The sequence below is a fragment of the Nitrospirillum iridis genome (assembly GCF_014205765.1).
In the GTDB taxonomy this organism is placed as follows: domain Bacteria; phylum Pseudomonadota; class Alphaproteobacteria; order Azospirillales; family Azospirillaceae; genus Nitrospirillum; species Nitrospirillum iridis.
The window spans coordinates 255,610-272,705 of the sequence record NZ_JACIIZ010000005.1; the positions used below are offsets into that span (position 1 = coordinate 255,610).

At 65.8% G+C, this 17,096-nt stretch carries 12 protein-coding genes; 5 read left to right on the plus strand and 7 right to left on the minus strand.

Going from position 1 to position 17,096, the window contains the following annotated elements:
- Positions 1-19: 19 nt before the first annotated feature.
- The 4 genes from FHS74_RS10760 to proS form a co-directional block, all read right to left on the minus strand.
- Positions 20-934: a DNA glycosylase family protein gene (locus tag FHS74_RS10760; RefSeq protein WP_184800239.1), complete on the minus strand. Its 915-nt coding sequence runs from the start codon at positions 932-934 to the stop codon at positions 20-22.
- Positions 931-1,683 carry an ABC transporter ATP-binding protein gene (locus FHS74_RS10765; RefSeq protein WP_246463051.1) on the minus strand — a complete coding sequence of 251 codons (753 nt, stop codon included), beginning with the start codon at positions 1,681-1,683 and terminating at the stop codon, positions 931-933. Before FHS74_RS10765 ends, FHS74_RS10760 begins: the two co-directional genes overlap by 4 nt.
- Positions 1,676-2,956, minus strand: coding sequence for a lipoprotein-releasing ABC transporter permease subunit (locus FHS74_RS10770; protein WP_184800241.1), 1,281 nt, complete (start codon positions 2,954-2,956; stop codon positions 1,676-1,678). The genes FHS74_RS10765 and FHS74_RS10770 overlap by 8 nt, the downstream gene beginning before the upstream one ends.
- A gap of 120 nt (positions 2,957-3,076) precedes the next feature.
- Positions 3,077-4,393: a proline--tRNA ligase gene (gene proS, locus FHS74_RS10775; protein ID WP_184800243.1), complete on the minus strand. Its 1,317-nt coding sequence runs from the start codon at positions 4,391-4,393 to the stop codon at positions 3,077-3,079.
- A 445-nt stretch (positions 4,394-4,838) separates the two neighbouring features.
- On the opposite strand from proS, the gene FHS74_RS30955 reads away from it, so the two are divergent.
- From FHS74_RS30955 to FHS74_RS30960, 3 genes are all read left to right on the plus strand, one after another.
- A complete protein-coding gene (locus tag FHS74_RS30955; protein WP_184800245.1) occupies positions 4,839-6,548 on the plus strand; it encodes a methyl-accepting chemotaxis protein in 1,710 nt (569 codons plus the stop codon).
- A gap of 192 nt (positions 6,549-6,740) precedes the next feature.
- On the plus strand, positions 6,741-7,757 hold the full coding sequence (locus FHS74_RS10785) for a helix-turn-helix domain-containing protein (protein WP_184800247.1): 1,017 nt from the start codon (positions 6,741-6,743) through the stop codon (positions 7,755-7,757).
- A 645-nt stretch (positions 7,758-8,402) separates the two neighbouring features.
- Positions 8,403-10,043 (plus strand): methyl-accepting chemotaxis protein, encoded by a 1,641-nt coding sequence (locus tag FHS74_RS30960; protein WP_184800249.1) that lies wholly within the window; start codon positions 8,403-8,405, stop codon positions 10,041-10,043.
- Positions 10,044-10,119: 76 nt separating this feature from the next.
- On the opposite strand, the gene FHS74_RS10795 is transcribed toward FHS74_RS30960, so the two are convergent.
- Positions 10,120-11,508, minus strand: coding sequence for a hypothetical protein (locus FHS74_RS10795; protein WP_184800251.1), 1,389 nt, complete (start codon positions 11,506-11,508; stop codon positions 10,120-10,122).
- 121 nt (positions 11,509-11,629) lie between these two features.
- Entirely contained in the window at positions 11,630-13,468 is a 1,839-nt protein-coding gene (locus FHS74_RS10800; protein ID WP_184800254.1) for a DUF885 domain-containing protein, read from the minus strand.
- Between the two features lie 353 nt (positions 13,469-13,821).
- Here FHS74_RS10800 and FHS74_RS10805 point away from each other — a divergent pair, with 353 nt between their 5' ends.
- Positions 13,822-14,901 carry a lipase family protein gene (locus FHS74_RS10805; protein WP_184800256.1) on the plus strand — a complete coding sequence of 360 codons (1,080 nt, stop codon included), beginning with the start codon at positions 13,822-13,824 and terminating at the stop codon, positions 14,899-14,901.
- Between the two features lie 89 nt (positions 14,902-14,990).
- Here FHS74_RS10805 and FHS74_RS10810 read toward each other — a convergent pair whose 3' ends face one another.
- Positions 14,991-15,455: a hypothetical protein gene (locus tag FHS74_RS10810; protein WP_184800258.1), complete on the minus strand. Its 465-nt coding sequence runs from the start codon at positions 15,453-15,455 to the stop codon at positions 14,991-14,993.
- A gap of 82 nt (positions 15,456-15,537) precedes the next feature.
- Between FHS74_RS10810 and FHS74_RS10815 the strand changes: the two genes are divergently transcribed.
- Positions 15,538-16,830 carry an NCS2 family permease gene (locus FHS74_RS10815; protein ID WP_184800260.1) on the plus strand — a complete coding sequence of 431 codons (1,293 nt, stop codon included), beginning with the start codon at positions 15,538-15,540 and terminating at the stop codon, positions 16,828-16,830.
- The last annotated feature ends 266 nt before the right edge of the window (positions 16,831-17,096 follow it).

Here is a 17,096-nt window from a genome sequence, read left to right on the forward strand (position 1 = left end):
CGACACCGCGCCGCAGCCCTCAGGCCAGGCTGGCCCACAGATGGGCGGTGGCCAAGCTGCGCCAAGGGGCGTGGGGCCGCATCAGCGTTCCCTGTTCCTCCGCCGTGGGGCGGCGGTCCAGCCCGTGGAAGCGCTGCAGGGCGGCCGCCAGGCCGGCATCGCCCACCGGCACCCGGTCGGGCAGGCCGCAGCCGCGCATCAGCACGTAGTTGGCGGTCCATGGCCCGATGCCGCGCAGGGCCAGCAGCGCCACCTCCGCCGCCGCCTCGCCCGTGGGGTCGGTGTCCAGCCGTTCCAGGGCATCCAAATCCAGCCGGCCGTCCACCGCCGCCTGGGCGGCATCGATCAGGTAGCGGGCTTTGGAGCGGGAGAAACGCCGCTCGGTCAACAGCGCCGGGTCCATGGCCGCCACCGCCGCCGCGTCCGGATGGGCGATCATGCCCGAGGGGTGGCGCCGCCCGGCCAACAGGATCAGCTGGCGGCGCAGATCCGAGGCGAAGGTCAGGTTGATCTGCTGGCCGATGATGGCCCAGGCCAGCGCCTCGAACACCGTGGCGGACAGAGGGGGACGGTAGCCCCGGCGGCTGCCCACCAGGCGCGCCGTCTCCGCATCCGTGTCCGCCCGTGCCTCCAGCCCAGCGGCGGCATCGGCCAGGGCCGGCGTCAGGCCCAGCATGCGCAGGGCCACGCGCTGGGCGTGCGCCAGGATCAGGGGATCGTCGCTGTCCACACCCATGACCAGGACCCCACCGGCGGCCGGGGCCGTCAGGGTCAGGAGATAGGCCCGGCCGTCGATATCCAGCGCCTTGGTCAGGGCCGGCCCGGCCACCCGCTCCGCCGGGGCGTCGCGATCGCGGTACCAGTCGCGCCCATGGTAGCGCCACGCCGCATCCGGGTCGAAACCCGGCGGCAGGTCGAGGCGCAGCTGGCTCACGTTTCCACCAGCACGCCGTCCCGCAGTTCGATCACCCGGTCCATGCGGGCCGCCAGATCAAGGTTATGGGTGGCGACCAGGGCGCCAAAGCCGTCTTTGCGCCCCCCCGGGCCCGTGCCACTGCCCCGAACCAGGTCGGTCAGCAGGGCGAAGACGTCGTCGGCCGTGTGGTGGTCCAGGTTGCCGGTGGGTTCATCCGCGATCAGCAGGCTGGGCCGGTTGGCCAGCGCACGGGCGATGGCCACGCGCTGCTGCTCGCCGCCCGACAGGCGGGCCGGGCGATGGCTGGCACGGGCGGCCAGGCCCACCAGGGACAGCAGTTCCTTGGCCCGCTCCCGCGCCGCCGCCTTGGGAACGCCGGCGATCATCTGCGGCAGGACGATGTTCTCCTCCGCGCTGAATTCCGGCAGCAGGTGGTGGAACTGGTAGACGAAGCCGATGGTCTCCCGCCGCAGGGCCGTCCGCCCAGCATCGTCCAAGGTGGCGGCGTCGCGGCCGGCGATGCGGATCACGCCGCCATCGGCATGTTCCAGCAAACCGGCGATATGCAGCAGGGTGGACTTGCCGGCGCCGCTGGGCCCCACCAGGGCCACGATCTCCCCCCGGCGGACGGCGCAGGCGGCACCGCGCAGCACCTCCAGCACGTTGCCGGCCTGCTGGAAGCGGCGGATGACCCCCGACAGTTCCAGGACGGTTTCGCCCACCACGGGACGGGAGTTGGGGACATCCATCACGGGCAGGTCACTCATAGCGCAGGGCCTCCACCGGATCGAGGCGGGCGGCCCGCCAGGACGGGTAGATGGTGGCGGCGAAGGACAGGAACAGGGCCATGATGCCCACCTGCGTCACCTCCATCCAGTCCAGCTTGGCCGGGATTTGGGTGAAGAAGTAAATCTCGGCGTTGAACAGGTCGCGGCCGATGATGGACTGGATGAACTGGCGGATGGCTTCGATGTTCTTGGTGAACAGCACCCCCAGCACCACGCCGAACACGGTGCCGGTCAGGCCGATGCTGGCGCCCGTCAGGAAGAAGATGCGCAGGATCATGCCCCGGCTGGCCCCCATGGTGCGCAGGATGGCGATGTCGCGCCCCTTGTCCTTGACCAGCATGATCATGCTGGAAATGACATTGAACGCCGCCACCAGGATGATCAGCGACAGGATCAGGAACATGACGTTGCGTTCCACGTCGATGGCGCTGACGAAGGCGGCGCTGCGCTGGCGCCAGTCATAGAGGCGGTATTCCTGGCCCGCCGCCTGGGCGGCCGCCTTCAGATAGGGATCGATGTGGGTGGGGTCCTGGACGAAGACCTCCAGCGAGGTATAGCCGTTGGCGACACCGAAGAAGGTTTGCGCCGCCGCCAGCGGCATGAACACCAGGCCGTTGTCGACATCGTACATGCCGACGTCGAAGATGGCGGCGATGGGGTAAGTCCGGGCGCGGGGGATGGAGCCGAAGGCCGTCTGGTTGAAGCGGGGGCTGACCAGGCGCAGTTGATCACCCACATGCAGGTTCAAGCGGCGGGCCATGCGGCTGCCGATGGCGATGCCGTCGCCCAGGTTGGCCTCGTCACCGGTGGCGCCGGTCGCGGCACCGAACGCCTCGGCCGCCCCCTCGACGATGTGGGTGGAGACGATGGGCCGGCGGCGGAAATCCGCCGGGGTGATGCCATGGACATAGGCCGCGCTGGCGGTGCCGTCCTGGGTGATCAGCGCCTGGCCCTCCACCGTCGGCATGACGGCGGTGACGCCGGGCACCGTCAGCAGGCGCTGGCCCACGGCGTCGTTCTCCGGCAGGGGGCCCAGCAGGGACTGCACCTCGATATGGGCGTACAGCCCCAGCACGCGCCCCAGCAATTCCGTGCGGAAGCCGCTCATCACCGACATGACGATGATAAGGGTGGCCACGCCCAGGCCGATGCCCAGCAGGGAAAAGCCGGCGATGACGGAGATGAACCCCTCCTGCCGGCGCGCCCGGAGGTAGCGCATCGCGACCATGCGTTCGAAGGCGGAAAAGATCATGAGGACCCGGCCGTCAGGGTGGAAAGGTGTGGAGGCAATGCGCGCGATTCTGGGCGGAAAAAAGGCACCCGCCCCCTAGCACGTGCCAAAAGGGCGGGCGTCCCGTTTCTTGGCAGCAGATCAGGCCTTGATCAGCTCGGCCAACGCCTGGTCCACCGGCAGCTCACGCTTCTCGCCGGTGGCGCGGCGCTTCAATTCCACCACGCCCGCCTTCAGGCCGCGCGGGCCCACGGTCAGCTGCCAGGGCAGGCCGATCAGGTCCATGTCGGCGAACTTGGCGCCCGGCCGCTCGTTGCGGTCGTCGTAGAGCGTTTCCACGCCGGCGGCGTTCAGCTTGGCGTACAGCTCATCGCACAGGGTGGCGCAGGCGACATCGTCAGCCTTCAGGTTGATCAGGCCGACCTGGAAGGGGGCCACCGCCTCCGGCCAGATGATGCCGTTCTCGTCATGGCTGGACTCGATGATGGCGCCCATCAGGCGCGACACGCCGATGCCGTAGCTGCCCATCTCCACCGCCACCGGCTCGCCATCCGGGCCGGCGACCACGGCACCCATGGGCTTGGAATATTTGGTGCCGAAATAGAAGATGTGCCCCACCTCGATGCCGCGGGCGGAAACCAGCTGGTCCTCCGGCACCTCGCAGGTGGCGGCGTCGTGCTTCTCATCCGTGGCGGCATAGATGCTGGTGTACTTGGCGAAGAAGTCCTTCAGGTCGCTGCCGGCCTCCGGCGCATTCTGCAGCACGTCCAGTTCCAGCCAGTCCTTGTGGCAGAACACGCCGCTTTCACCCGTCTCCGCCAGGATGATGAACTCATGGCTGAGGTCGCCGCCGATGGGGCCGGTGTCGGCGCGCATGGGAATGGCCTTCAGGCCCATGCGGGCGAAGGTGCGCAGGTAGGCCAGGAACATCTTGCGATAGGACAGCTTGGCCCCTTCGGCGTCCAGGTCGAAGGAGTAATTGTCCTTCATCAAGAACTCGCGGCCGCGCATGATGCCGAAACGGGGGCGGATCTCGTCCCGGAACTTCCACTGGATGTGGTACAGGTTCTTGGGTAGATCCTTGTAGCTGCGCACGAAGGTCTTGAAGATGTCGGTGATCATCTCCTCGTTCGTGGGACCGTACAGCAGCTCGCGGTCATGGCGGTCGGTGATGCGCAGCATCTCCTTGCCGTAGTCGTCATAGCGGCCCGACTGGCGCCACAGCTCCGCCGACTGGATGGTGGGCATCAGCAGTTCCTGGGCGCCGGCGGCGTCCTGCTCCTCCCGCACGATCTGCGAGATCTTGCGCAGGACCTTCCAGCCCAGCGGCAACCAGGCGTAGATGCCGGCGCTGGTCTGCCGGATCATGCCGGCGCGCAACATCAGCCGGTGCGAGGCGATCTGCGCCTCCGCCGGGGTTTCCTTCAAGGTGGGCAGGAAAAACTGGGAGGAGCGCATGTGCGGGAACCCGTCGCCTTAGTGAACTTGAGTGCGGAAAATCGAGCCGCGACTTTAGGCAATGACGGCACCCCTGTCCATGGCGGCGGGAAAGCGTGACGGTGATGGGACGCCATCCCGGCCTCATCCCTGGCGACCCCATGGTTAGCCCTCGGACGGGACTATAAAGACGCTTTCCGCAGGATAGGTGCGCCTAATTACGCTACGCTCTGACGCTTCAGCGGCGCCATTCAAATAACGGCGGCGAAAGTGTTGAATCGCGAAGGTCATTTTCGCAACTTTCCCCTTGCCGCTGGAAAGAATATTTCCGAGAAGGCTTTGGTAGTCTTAAAATTATAGCTGCCCCGCAATATACGCTGGGCGGTGGGGGGTTGACCTCCAAATTTGGCCCATGATCTTTACGGCGCCTTAACCAATCACTGTTATCTCAGCGGGACCGCCCGCCGTGACAAGGACCGCCATCATGCTGGCCAACGCCAAGATCATCACCAAGATAAACCTTGTCATCCTCGTGATGGCGTTGGCGGCCGTCGCCATCGGTGTCGCCGGCTATGTCGGCATGTCCAAGCTGGCGCTCGCCGCCCATCGCCTGGACGTGATGGGCGCCAACCTGCACCAGGCGTCGAAGCTGAACGTGAATGTCGTCTTTATGAACCGGGGCGAATACCGCATCGCTGCCAGCCCCGCGGACGCCGACGAGGTGGCCAAGAATGTGGCGGGCCGCATCGATGAGTTTTCGAAAAACATGACCGCGTTGGAACAGCAGGCGGAAGCGAAGTACCTTCCGAATCTGGCTGAAATCAAGGTGGCGTTCGATGCGTACAAAAAGGAATTTGACGGCACGCTGGCCATGGGCCGCAAGCACGCGGACCTGAAGAATGACGCGGCCCGCCAGGAAATCTTGACCGAGGTGGCGCAGTCGCGCACCGCCTCCACCGCCCTTTCAGCAAAAATCAAAACGCTGCAGGATGCCCTCGACGACGACGGCACCACCGTCGCCCAGGACGCGCAGACCGTCGCCCGCGACCTGACCTGGATGATCCTGATCGTCGCCGTCGTCGGCATCGCCGTCGGCATCGTCGTCGGCATGCTGATCGCCCGTCGCGGCCTGGTGGCCCCCATCGGGCATATCGTCCACAACCTGCAGGACCTGGCCCACGGCCGCCTGGACATCGAGGTCTTCGGCACCGAGCGTGGGGACGAGGTGGGCGATATCGCCAAGACGGCCCTGGTGTTCCGCGACAACGCCCGCGAGACCGAACGCCTGCGCGCCGAACAGGAGAAGGAGCAGGCCGCCCGCGTCGCCCGCGCCGCCGCCTTGGAGACCCTGACCCGCACCTTCGACGTCAAGGCCGGTGACGTCATCGGCGCCGTGGCCTCGGCCGCGACCGAGATGCAGGCCACCGCCAGCTCGCTGTCCGCCTCGGCCGAGCAGACCACCCGCCAGTCCGCCACCGTGGCCGCCGCCGCCGTCGAAGCCTCGGCCAACGTGCAGACCGTGGCCGCCGCCGCCGAGGAACTCAGCTCCTCCATCGGGGAGATCAGTCGCCAGGTGGCCCAGTCGGCCACCGTGGCCGGCGACGCCGTCCGCCAGGCGACGCACACCGGCGCCATCGTCGCCGGGCTGGAGCAGACCACCCAGAAGATCGGCGAGATCGTCGGCCTGATCACCAACATCGCCAGCCAGACCAACCTGCTGGCCCTGAACGCCACCATTGAGGCCGCCCGCGCCGGTGAGGCCGGCAAGGGCTTCGCCGTGGTGGCGAGCGAGGTCAAGAGCCTGGCCAACCAGACCTCGAAGGCCACCGAAGAGATCAGCACCCAGATCGCCTCGGTCCAGGAGGCGACGCGCGAGGCGGTGGCCGCCATCGGCGCCATCTCCGGCACCATCGAAAACATCAACAGCATCGCCACCACCATCGCCTCGGCGGTGGAGGAGCAGGGCGCCGCGACCCAGGAGATCGCCCGCAACGTCCAGCAGGCGGCCGAAGGTGCTGACAGCGTCACCCAGAACATCCAGGGCGTGTCGACCGCCGCGGACGACACCGGCCATTCCGCCCATGACGTCCTGACGGCCGCCACCTCCATGGCCCGCGAGGCCGAGAAGATGCGCGGCCTGGTGGAGAACTTCCTGGCGGAAGCCCGCGCCGCCTGACAGCACACGCGGCATCATCCGGTTGCACAACAACAACCCGGGAAGTTCGCTTCCCGGGTTGTTCCTTCTTATGCACGCGCAAGTGAGAATTTGTGCGCTCGCAAAGCAACCAGACAAAAAACAATCCCGCAACGCGAATTTCTTAAGAGGTAACCTGGAAGAAATTAACAGATAAAATCCAGGAGAGTCAAAATGGCGCCACCATTTCTCGCGCCCAAACAGAGTTCTTCTTTCACGACGGGAGATTTGAGGTTCGACGAGGCAAAGTCATTCTGGCGCAGGAAAATACAATCTCTGCGGCCAGGACTTCACATTGAATTCCCAATACAGACCGATTTCACTGCATCAGCATCATTTACACCGCTCGGGCCAGCATATTTATTTTCAATAAATGTTGGAATACACTCCATATCAAGACAAAAGCGCTTTCTGGGCCATGAGCATATCGATGACTTTTTCCTGCTATACGTGGCAAAGGGCGCAGCGTCCATATCCAGCGAGCGGGCCTCAACAAATATCACGCTGAATTCCGGCCAATGGATCCTGGTGGAGACTGCGGCAGGATATCTGTTGCGCTATGATTCGATAACGCAGGCCAAGATCCTTACGCTACCAAGGGCATGGCTGACCGCCCGGACACCCTTCCCGGAAGAGCTGGCGCTAAAACCCATTTGCGACAGCAACGGCTGGGGGCGGGCCCTTTCCTGTGTCCTGGCGGAGCTTTCACCTGAAGCCGTCCCCCACCTGCCGCTGGCCCCCGGCGACATCGCCGACCAGATCGCCGCACTTCTTGTTCTGGCGGCGGGCCAAGCCCCTCCCCCTTTGAGAACGGGACAGAAGGCGACCATGGACCGCCTGCGCCAAGCCATGCGGGAGCGTCTTCACGACCAGACCCTGACCCCCACCACCTTTGCCGACCAGCAGGGCATTTCAAAGCGCACCCTGCATGCCCTCTTCGCCGCGGCGGGAACGAGCTTCAGCAAGGAACTGATGGCGATGCGTCTGGAATTCGCCCGATCCCTTCTCGGCAATCCCAACTTCCGTAACAAATCGATCGCCGAAATCAGCAACCTGTCCGGATTCACCAATCCTGGTCATTTCGGAAAACGTTTCGTGGACGCGTTCGGACGCCCTCCTTCCGTGTATCGGCATCCTCACGGCGGGCGCGCACGCCCCCATCATCCCCGGCCTTACCCCTGCGGCGTCTGACCGCGACCGATTTCTGACCGCGACCGATTAAGGCCCCTTACACCAGGTGAACGCCCCGGAGCCCGCCGTCACCGACGCCACCGACGCCACCGGCAGCACATCAGAATCCGTTGCCGGTGGTATGGGGCCGACGCTCCGCAAGACTACAACCCCATGTGCAAACATTATTTCTACCAAGCGGAATGTGAATATTGTAAATAATGCGCTGCAATGGACATCTCGCCGGTTTTTCCATTTTAGTCTGCGGCCAGCGGCCTACAGATCACATGAATGCGGACATGTTTCTGGACAGAGCTCTTCAACGATTCGGTCATCAATCCCATCCGGCTTGATCTTTCAGGGACCGATCGCCCCAGGAAACACCATCAGCGCATAAAATCTGGGCTGTCAGCGCAGCCCCCCGCTAATGAGTCCACTTATCGAAAAGTCCACACTATACACAAGTTGCGTTTCCGATCCTGAAGTGTATTTGCACGATATTTAAATAATTATTACGGACGATCATTTATTTATCGCGAATTGACAGCGGCAGTCCCGCCTTTTTTGCGGGAATGCGCTTTAAATCACACAAATCACCGAAGAAAAGAGAGCGCCGTGCTACAGAATTCAAAAATTATCATCAAAATCAGTTTGGTGATTATGGTGATGACGGCTGTCGCCGTCACTATCGCCATCGCCGGCTATGTCGGTATGTCCAAGTTGTCGATCGCGACCCATCGCCTGGACGTGATGGGCACGAACCTGAACCAGGCATCCAAGCTGAACACCAACATCATCCTCATGAACCGGGGCGAATACCGCCTGGCCGCCAATCCGCAGGATTTCGCCGAAGTGGTGAAGAGCCAGGATGGCCGTGTGGCCGAGTTCATTCAGAACGTCAGCCTTCTGGAGCAGCAAGCGGAGGAGAAATACCGTCCAATCCTGGGCGAGATAAAAACCTCCTTCGATGCCTACAAAAAGGAGTTGGACAGCACACTGGCCATGGGCGGCAAGCACGTGGACCTGAAGAATGACGCGGCCCGCCAGGAAATCCTGACCGAGGTGGCACAGTCGCGCGCAGTCGCCACCGCCCTGTCAAACAAGATCAAAACATTGCAGGACGCCTTGGACCAAGATGGCACCGCCCTCGCCAAAGAGGCGCAGACCGTCGCCCGCGAACTGACCTGGATGATCGTGATCGTCGCCGTCGTCGGCATCGCCATCGGCATCGTCGTCGGCATGCTGATCGCCCACCGCGGCCTGGTGACCCCCATTGGCCACATCGTCCGCAACCTGCAGGACCTGGCCCATGGCCGCCTGGACATCGAGGTCTTCGGCAGCGAGCGCGGTGACGAGGTGGGCGATATCGCCAAGACGGCCCTGGTGTTCCGCGACAACGCCCGCGAAACCGAACGCCTGCGCGCCGAACAGGAAAAGGAGCAGGCCGCCCGCGTCGCCCGCGCCGCCGCCTTGGAGACCCTGACCCGCACCTTCGACGTCAAGGCCGGCGACGTCATCGGCGCCGTGGCCTCGGCCGCGACCGAGATGCAGGCCACCGCCAGCTCGCTGTCCGCCTCGGCCGAGCAGACCACCCGCCAGTCCGCCACCGTGGCGGCCGCCGCCGTCGAAGCCTCGGCCAACGTGCAGACCGTGGCCGCCGCCGCCGAGGAACTCAGCTCCTCCATCGGGGAGATCAGTCGCCAGGTGGCCCAGTCGGCCACCGTGGCCGGCGACGCCGTCCGCCAGGCGACGCACACCGGCGCCATCGTCGCCGGGCTGGAGCAGACCACCCAGAAGATCGGCGAGATCGTCGGCCTGATCACCAACATCGCCAGCCAGACCAACCTGCTGGCCCTGAACGCCACCATCGAGGCGGCCCGCGCCGGTGAGGCCGGCAAGGGCTTCGCCGTGGTGGCGAGCGAGGTCAAGAGCCTGGCCAACCAGACCTCGAAAGCCACCGAGGAGATCAGCACCCAGATCGCCTCCGTCCAGGAAGCGACGCGCGAGGCGGTGGCCGCCATCGGCGCCATCTCCGGCACCATCGAAAACATCAACAGCATCGCCACCACCATCGCCTCGGCGGTGGAGGAGCAGGGGGCCGCGACCCAGGAGATCGCCCGCAACGTCCAGCAGGCGGCAGCGGGCGCCGACAGCGTCACCCAGAACATCCAGGGCGTGTCGACCGCCGCGGACGACACCGGCCATTCCGCCCATGACGTCCTGACGGCCGCCACCTCCATGGCCCGCGAGGCCGAGAAGATGCGCGGCCTGGTGGAGAACTTCCTGGCGGAAGCCCGCGCCGCCTGACAGCACACGCGGCATCATCCGGTTGCACAACGACAACCCGGGAGGTTCGCTTCCCGGGTTGTTTCCTTTGGGTGCCTCAGTCGACCTTCAGCATGCCGCCGCTGGCCAGCTTATAAATGCCTTTCAGCGTCGTGCCCGGTCCCGCCGCGGCGGTGATGGTGATCCCGGAAGGGGCGTCGATGCCGTCCACGGCGATGGCGTCCAACAGGGTCACCGTGGAGTCCGCCGTGGCGGTCCAGCGCGCGCCGGCCCCCAGCTTCACACGCGCGGCCAGGATGCGGCCTTTCAGGACGGTGTCCTGCAACTCCAGCACCATGGGCCGGTCCTTGTCCTGGTGCAGGACGTCGCCCGTCACGATCATGTGGGCGAAGCGGGCGACGATGCCGGGGGCCGCCTGACCGTTGACCTTGGTGGCGAAGGGGTCGTCGCTGATTACGGACCGCAGCAGCACGCCGTTCCAGGGCTTCACCGTAGCGCCCTCCAGATCCAGCGCCAGGTTGGCGCTGCGCACCAGAATGGCGTCGCCCCCCGTTTCCAGCGTCCCATCCTTGATGCTCAAGGTTGCCACCTCGGCGGGAGTGCCCATCACATTGTGCACCATGACGCCGTTGCCCTCGGACCTGGCCGTCACGTCCGTCCAGGCCAGCGTCGACACGCCGGCCATGATGGCGTCGAAGGTCTGGGCGGTGATGCTGGTGTGGTTCAGCACCACTTGGCAGCGGCTGTCGGCATAAACGCCATAACCCGGCCCTTGGACCTGGATGATGCTGTGGTCGGCTTCGACATAGACTTTGGCATCGGCGGCGTCGGTCGACAGGGCGCCCCAGCCGTTGGCGATGATGGTGCTGCGGTAGAAATAGCTTTGGCCATTGCCCACGGTCAGCGCGGCGCGCGCCGTGCCACCGATGTGCAGGCCGGCCGGCGGTTCGGCCATGCCGGGGCCAATGCGGGGCTTGTAGTCCGGTGGCAGGATGCCGCCGTTGGCGCGCAAGGTGCTGTCATAGACCTTCAGCACGCCGTGGTCGGCCGCCATGGTCGCCGGGCGGATCAGGCCATCGGTGGTGATGTCGACCTTGCGCAACACCAGCGTGCCGCCACCGTCGATCATGGCGCCGGCGCCCAAGCCCACGAAGTCGTCGCTGCCGTTGCCGCTGAGGGTGATGTGGCTGTCGGCGACGGTGTAGTCCGATCCCCGCACAAAAACGCCGTTGAGATCCGTGGTATCGGACTTCACGGTGATGCCCGTGGCGTTACCGCCATCGGCATCGCCACCGGATACGGCCGCCGGGGTGGAACGGGCCTTCACCACCTGGCCGTCCAGGATATAGAGGGCGGCGGTGTAGCTGGTGTCCGCCGTCTTGGGGAAAGCCGGTGGAGTCGCCGCCTGGGCCTGGGCGCCCGTGGGCGGGAAAGACAAGGTCAGCAGCAGGAGCGCCGCTGCGCACGGTGACAATCGCACGGGCATGGGGGGGCTCACGGGATTGGGACGCCCCCCTTTCACGCGTGGCGGATGCCGAATGGTTGGCGGCGAAAAGGCGCACCGGCAATGTCGCGGGTGCGCCCCATTCACCGGCGGACGCCGGGGCTCAGCCCCGCTTAACCCGGGCGATGTAGTCCCCCATCATGGTCTGCAGCACGTCCAGCGGCACGGCGCCGGAGTTCAGGCCCACCTGATGGAAGTCCTTGATGTCGAACTTGGCGCCCAGCGCGGCCTTGGCCTCGTCACGCAGCCGGTTCCACATCGTGTGCCCAATCTTGTAGCTGCAGGCCTGGCCGGGCCAGGCGCAATAGCGGTCGACCTCACGCGTCATGGCGGTGGGGGCGTCACCCGTCAGGTTGACCATGTAGTCGACGGCCTGCTCGCGGGTCCACCGCTTGTGGTGCATGCCGGTGTCGATGACGCAGCGGCCGGCCCGGAACAGCAGGAACTTCAGGTAGCCGATGCGGCCCAGCGGGTCGGCGTCGTACATGCCCAGCTCATCCGCCAGTTGCTCGGCATACAGCGCCCAGCCCTCGCCATAGCCGGAGAAGAACATGTTGGCGCGGTAGAGGGGGATGCCCGGGGTTTCCTGGGCGAGGCAGCCTTGCAGGTGATGGCCGGGGATCCCCTCATGATAGAGGGTGGAGGGCAGCGACCATTTCGGCCATTCCGCCGTGTCGTGCAGGTTGAAGTAGATGGTGCCCACCCGGTCGCCTTCCAGCGGCGGGGATTCGTAGTAGGCCAAAGGGGCGCCAGCCTCGATGGCCGTCGGCACGCGCTGCACCCGCGCCTTGGCCTTGGGCAGGTCGCGGAACATGCGCGGCAGGCGCGACACCATGTCGTCCAGCTTGACTTGCAGATCGGCCACCAGCTGAGCCTTGCCGGCATCGGTGTTGGGATAGGTGCTCTCCGGCCGGGCGCGCAGGGCCTTGATCCGCTCCGCCACCGTGCCCTGGCTCAGGCCTTGCGCTTTCAGCAGCGTGTCCAGGCGCGCGCCGATCTCCCGCGCCTGGTCCAGCCCGATCTGGTGCACCTCGTCCGGGGATAGGGTGGTGGTGGTGCTGGATTTCAGGCCCTGGGCGTACCAGGCGGCACCGTCCTTGATATGCCAGACGCCGGCGTCGTGCGTGGCCTTGGCCCGGCCCGCCGCCACCGCCGCGATCTGCCGGTCCAGCGCCGGCCCCACCTTGTCGGTGTAGACCTTGGCCGCCTCGGCGCCGTAGGCGTCGCCCAAGCCCTTGGCCGCCGCCCGCTTGGCCAGCGATGACACCAGCCCGGACTGGGCGACGTCAACCCGGAGTGCCCGCAGCTGGGTCAGCGTGGTGTCCAGCATGAAGTCGGCGGCCAGGATGCCCTCTGCGGCGTCGCGCTTGAACTGCGCCGTCTCGGTATCCAGGGCACTGGCGAAAGCCTCAAGGCGCGCCAGATAGGCGTCGGCGTCGGCCTTGCCCTCGACCGGGTGGTGGACATCCAGGAAGTTGGGGATGGACTGGTAAGCGCCCGCCAACTGGCACAGCACATAGGGGGAGCCGCCAGAGCCGAAGGGGAACCTGGTGGCGGTTTCCATCGCGTCGGTCAGGACATAGTCCACACTGTCGTAATTCACGGCGTCGATGCCCGTCAGCGCCTTGCGGTCGATGCCACGCAGCCGGCGCAACTGGTCCGCCGTCGCCGCGTCGTTGGCCTTGCGCCCCGCGTCGCTGCGGTCGTCCAGCTTGCCCCGCAGGCCCGCCAGGGTGCCGGTATCCATGCCGGCCATGGTGGCGCCTTCAGGGCTGCGCCGAAGATCCTCCTGGAAGAACACGTCCAGCAGGTGATTCAGGTCCGCGGCGGCCTTGCCCCCCGCTGGCGTTTGGGCTGACGCGTCGGCGGCGAGGCCGGGACCGGCCGCGGCCAGGGCGACGGAGGCGGCGCTGGCGGCCAGGAAGGCACGGCGATTGAACATGAAGTCCCCATTATCGGTTTGGAGCGTCGAGACTAGCTTTCCCGGCAAGGGGGCAAAAGGACAGGCCTGTAACGGAATGGTTACAGACTGACGGCCGAAGCGATGTGTCCGTCAGTGATACACTTTTTACGATTGTGAAAGGGGTGGTTTGGGCTATTTTTAGGTCGGCGATAGACGGCGATGTGCCCCCGATGCGGGCAAGACCCCAGCCCGGAAATGACCGAACAAGCACGGCCCGCCTGACCGCCCGAACCAGGGGGGTGCCTGCGCCGCCGCCCGTTTCAAGCCTTGGCGCCGACGTCTCAGACCACCCCATACAGGGGGGCACCCCTTCTTTTCATCCGGAGGGATCCATGACCATAGACGCTTTGAAACAAGCGGCCTTGCAGACGGGACCGACGAACCCGTTCGCCGTGAGCTATCTGCAGCTGTGCCAGCTGTCCTACTTGGCCCCGGACACAATCCCCACGGCGGTGGCTCAACTGCCGACCCTGAATGCCGGCGGCAGCTGGCAATGCGGCTGGGGACCGGCGCAGACCAGCGATCAGTCCAATCTGGCCTTCGTCGCCAACTACTTTTACGGCGCGGGGCTGCCGGTGTTCACCGCCGTGGTCGTCCGCGGCACGGACGTGAACATCGACAATGGCTGGGGCATCCTGGAGCAGGTGTGGGAGGATCTGGACGTCACCAGCCAGGTACCCCTGCCCTGGACCGCCCCCGGCAACGCGCTGGTCGCCAAGGGAACACTGGACGGGCTGAGTGCCATCCAAGGCCTGTTATCCGGTGGGCAGACCCTGCTGGACTATGTGGCGGGCTATGTCGGTGATCCACAGAACAACACACCCGTCTTGGTGGTCACCGGCCACAGCCTGGGCGCCTGCCTGACCACGGTGGTGGCGCCATGGCTGAAGGTCACGCTGGGCCAGCGGGGCCTGACCGGTCCCATCGTCCCGGCCACCTTCGCCGGGCCCACGGCCGGCAACAGCGGATTTGCCCAGTATTTCTCGGACTCATTCCCGTATTTTCTTCGGTATTTCAATACACTGGATATCATTCCCCGGGCCTGGGCAGACCTGCCTGGCATCGAAACCATCTACGACGCCTACGGTCTGCAGATCCCGGATCTGGCTGAAATCGCCCTGATCGGGTTTGAAACGCTGATCCAGCAATACGGCGTCAGCTATGCCCAGCCCCCGACCAACAACGCGCCGCTGACGGGCGCTTTCCAGCTCATAGACACCTGGTACCAGGAGGCGGCCTGGCAACATCACACCACCACCTACATGACACTGCTGGGCGGCCAGTCCGTCGTGGTGGCGCCGCCGCGCCCCGCCCTGCGTCCTCAGCACGGCCGGGCGAAGATCCGCGCCCAGCTGGGTGCGGCCAGCACGGTGGTGAGGGGCGGCCGTCTCCTCGATCGGGGGGCCGCTTGATCTGACCCTCTGGACTCCCCGCCCCGGTGGATCATCGGGGTGGGGACGCTCCTCCTCCATGGCGGTGAGGGCCCGCCGATACGGTCCCCCTATTGTCCCGACACCCCCTGTTGCCGGCAGAGGGCGGCCAGTTCCTCCTCCGCCGGGTCGGTCAGGGGCTGGCCATTGAACAGCACCTGATCCCCCTCCACCGTCAGCACGCCCAGATAGGCGTCGGCCCGGGGCCGGGCCACGCCGGCAACCTGGGGCAAGGTGCTGGCCAAGCGGGCCGTCAGGGGAATGTCGATCCGCTGCGGCACTTGCAGGCGGGGGCCCCCCTCCAGATCGGCCGGCACCACCGGATCGCCATTCACGTCGACCCCCGGTTGATAGGCCACGTCGGGCGCCGGCTCATGCCGCACGGCCCATTGGCACGCCGCTGGATCAACCGCGATGGTGGGCCCCTTCCCAGCACTGGGCGGCGGGTTGGCCTTCTGCGCCGTGCCCTGGCCCCAGGCGGCATCCACCGCCGTCAGGACCAGCAGGCCGCTCATGAAAACAGCGATCCGCCGCATCTGGCTTTATCCTTGCGTGACTGGGGCGCCGCGCTGACCATGGGCGGCAGGGCACATGCAAGAATAACCCTGGGGGCTTCCATTGCTTGATCGTTTTTTCGGGCTGACGCCGCACGGCACCACCGTCCGCACCGAGGTTTTGGCGGGCATCACCACCTTCCTGACCATGGCCTACATCATCTTCGTGAATCCCCAGGTGCTGGGCAAGGCGGGCATGGACCCGGGGGCGGTGTTCGTCGCCACCTGCACGGCATCCGCCCTAGGCTGCTTCATCATGGGGCTCTACGCCAACTATCCCATAGCACTGGCCCCGGGCATGGGACTGAACGCCTACTTCGCCTATTCGGTGGTGGGCGGCATGGGCTATCCCTGGCAAGTGGCCCTGGGCGCCGTCTTCCTGTCGGGCGTGGGCTTCACCATCCTGAGCCTGCTGCCGGTGCGCGAGGCCATCGTCAACGCCATCCCGGCCGGCCTGAAGCATGCCATATCCGCCGGCATCGGCCTGTTCCTGGGCCTGATCGCCCTGCAGAACGCCGGCATCGTCGCGGCCCACCCGGCCACCATGGTGACGCTGGGCGCCCTGGGCAAGCCACCGGCCCTGCTGGCTTGCGCCGGCTTCCTGGCGCTGGTGGTGCTGGTGGCGCGGGGCGTCACCGGGGCGGTGGTCATCGCCATCATCGGCACGGCCCTGGCCGGCATGGCGCTGGGCGTCACGCCGCTGATCGGCAGCCCGGTCGCCCTGCCGCCCAATCCGGCACCCACCTTGTTGCAGATGGATGTGGCCGGCGCCTTCAAAATGGGGCTGACCGCCATCATCTTCGCCTTCCTGTTCGTCGACCTGTTCGATACCGCCGGCACATTGGTGGGCGTATCCCACCGCGCGGGGTTGCTGGACGCCCAGGGCCGCCTGCCCCGCCTGAAACGCGCCCTGCTGGCCGACAGCTTGGCCACCACCGCCGGCGCCGCCCTCGGCACCTCCACCGTCACCGCCTATATCGAGAGTGCGGCCGGCACCTTCGCCGGCGGGCGCACCGGCCTGACGGCGGTGGTGGTGGGACTGCTGTTCCTGGCCGCGCTGTTCCTGTCGCCCCTGGCAGCCGCCATTCCCGGCTATGCCACCGCCCCGGCCCTGTTCTACGTCGCCTGTCTGATGGTGCGGGGCCTGGCGGAGATCAACTGGGACGACGTCACCGACTCGGTCCCGGCGGTGATCACGGCCCTGGCCATGCCCTTCACGTTTTCCATCGCCGACGGCATCGCCTTCGGCCTGATCGCCCACTGCGCCATCAAACTGCTGACCGGAAAGGCCCGTGAGCTGGGACTGGCCCTGCCCATTCTGGCAGCACTTTTTATCCTGCGCTTCGCCCTGGCTTAAACGCCAGGGCATTGCTCCGCCTTGGTAATCCAAGGAATTTCATCGAGCAAAATTTATGGTTGGGCACCGCTTTTGACCCGAAAGGCCGCCTTTAAGGCATCGTGCCTTCAAATTGGTCAAAAAATAGATGACGGAATGATTTCGGGTCCCTATACTCCGGCCTCGTAAACCCAAGGGCATAAAAAAGACCGCGCTCGCGAAAGCGCGGCGCGGCCTTGAGTTTAGGGAGGAATCGCCACCAAGCGACTCAATGTTAGAGGGGGATG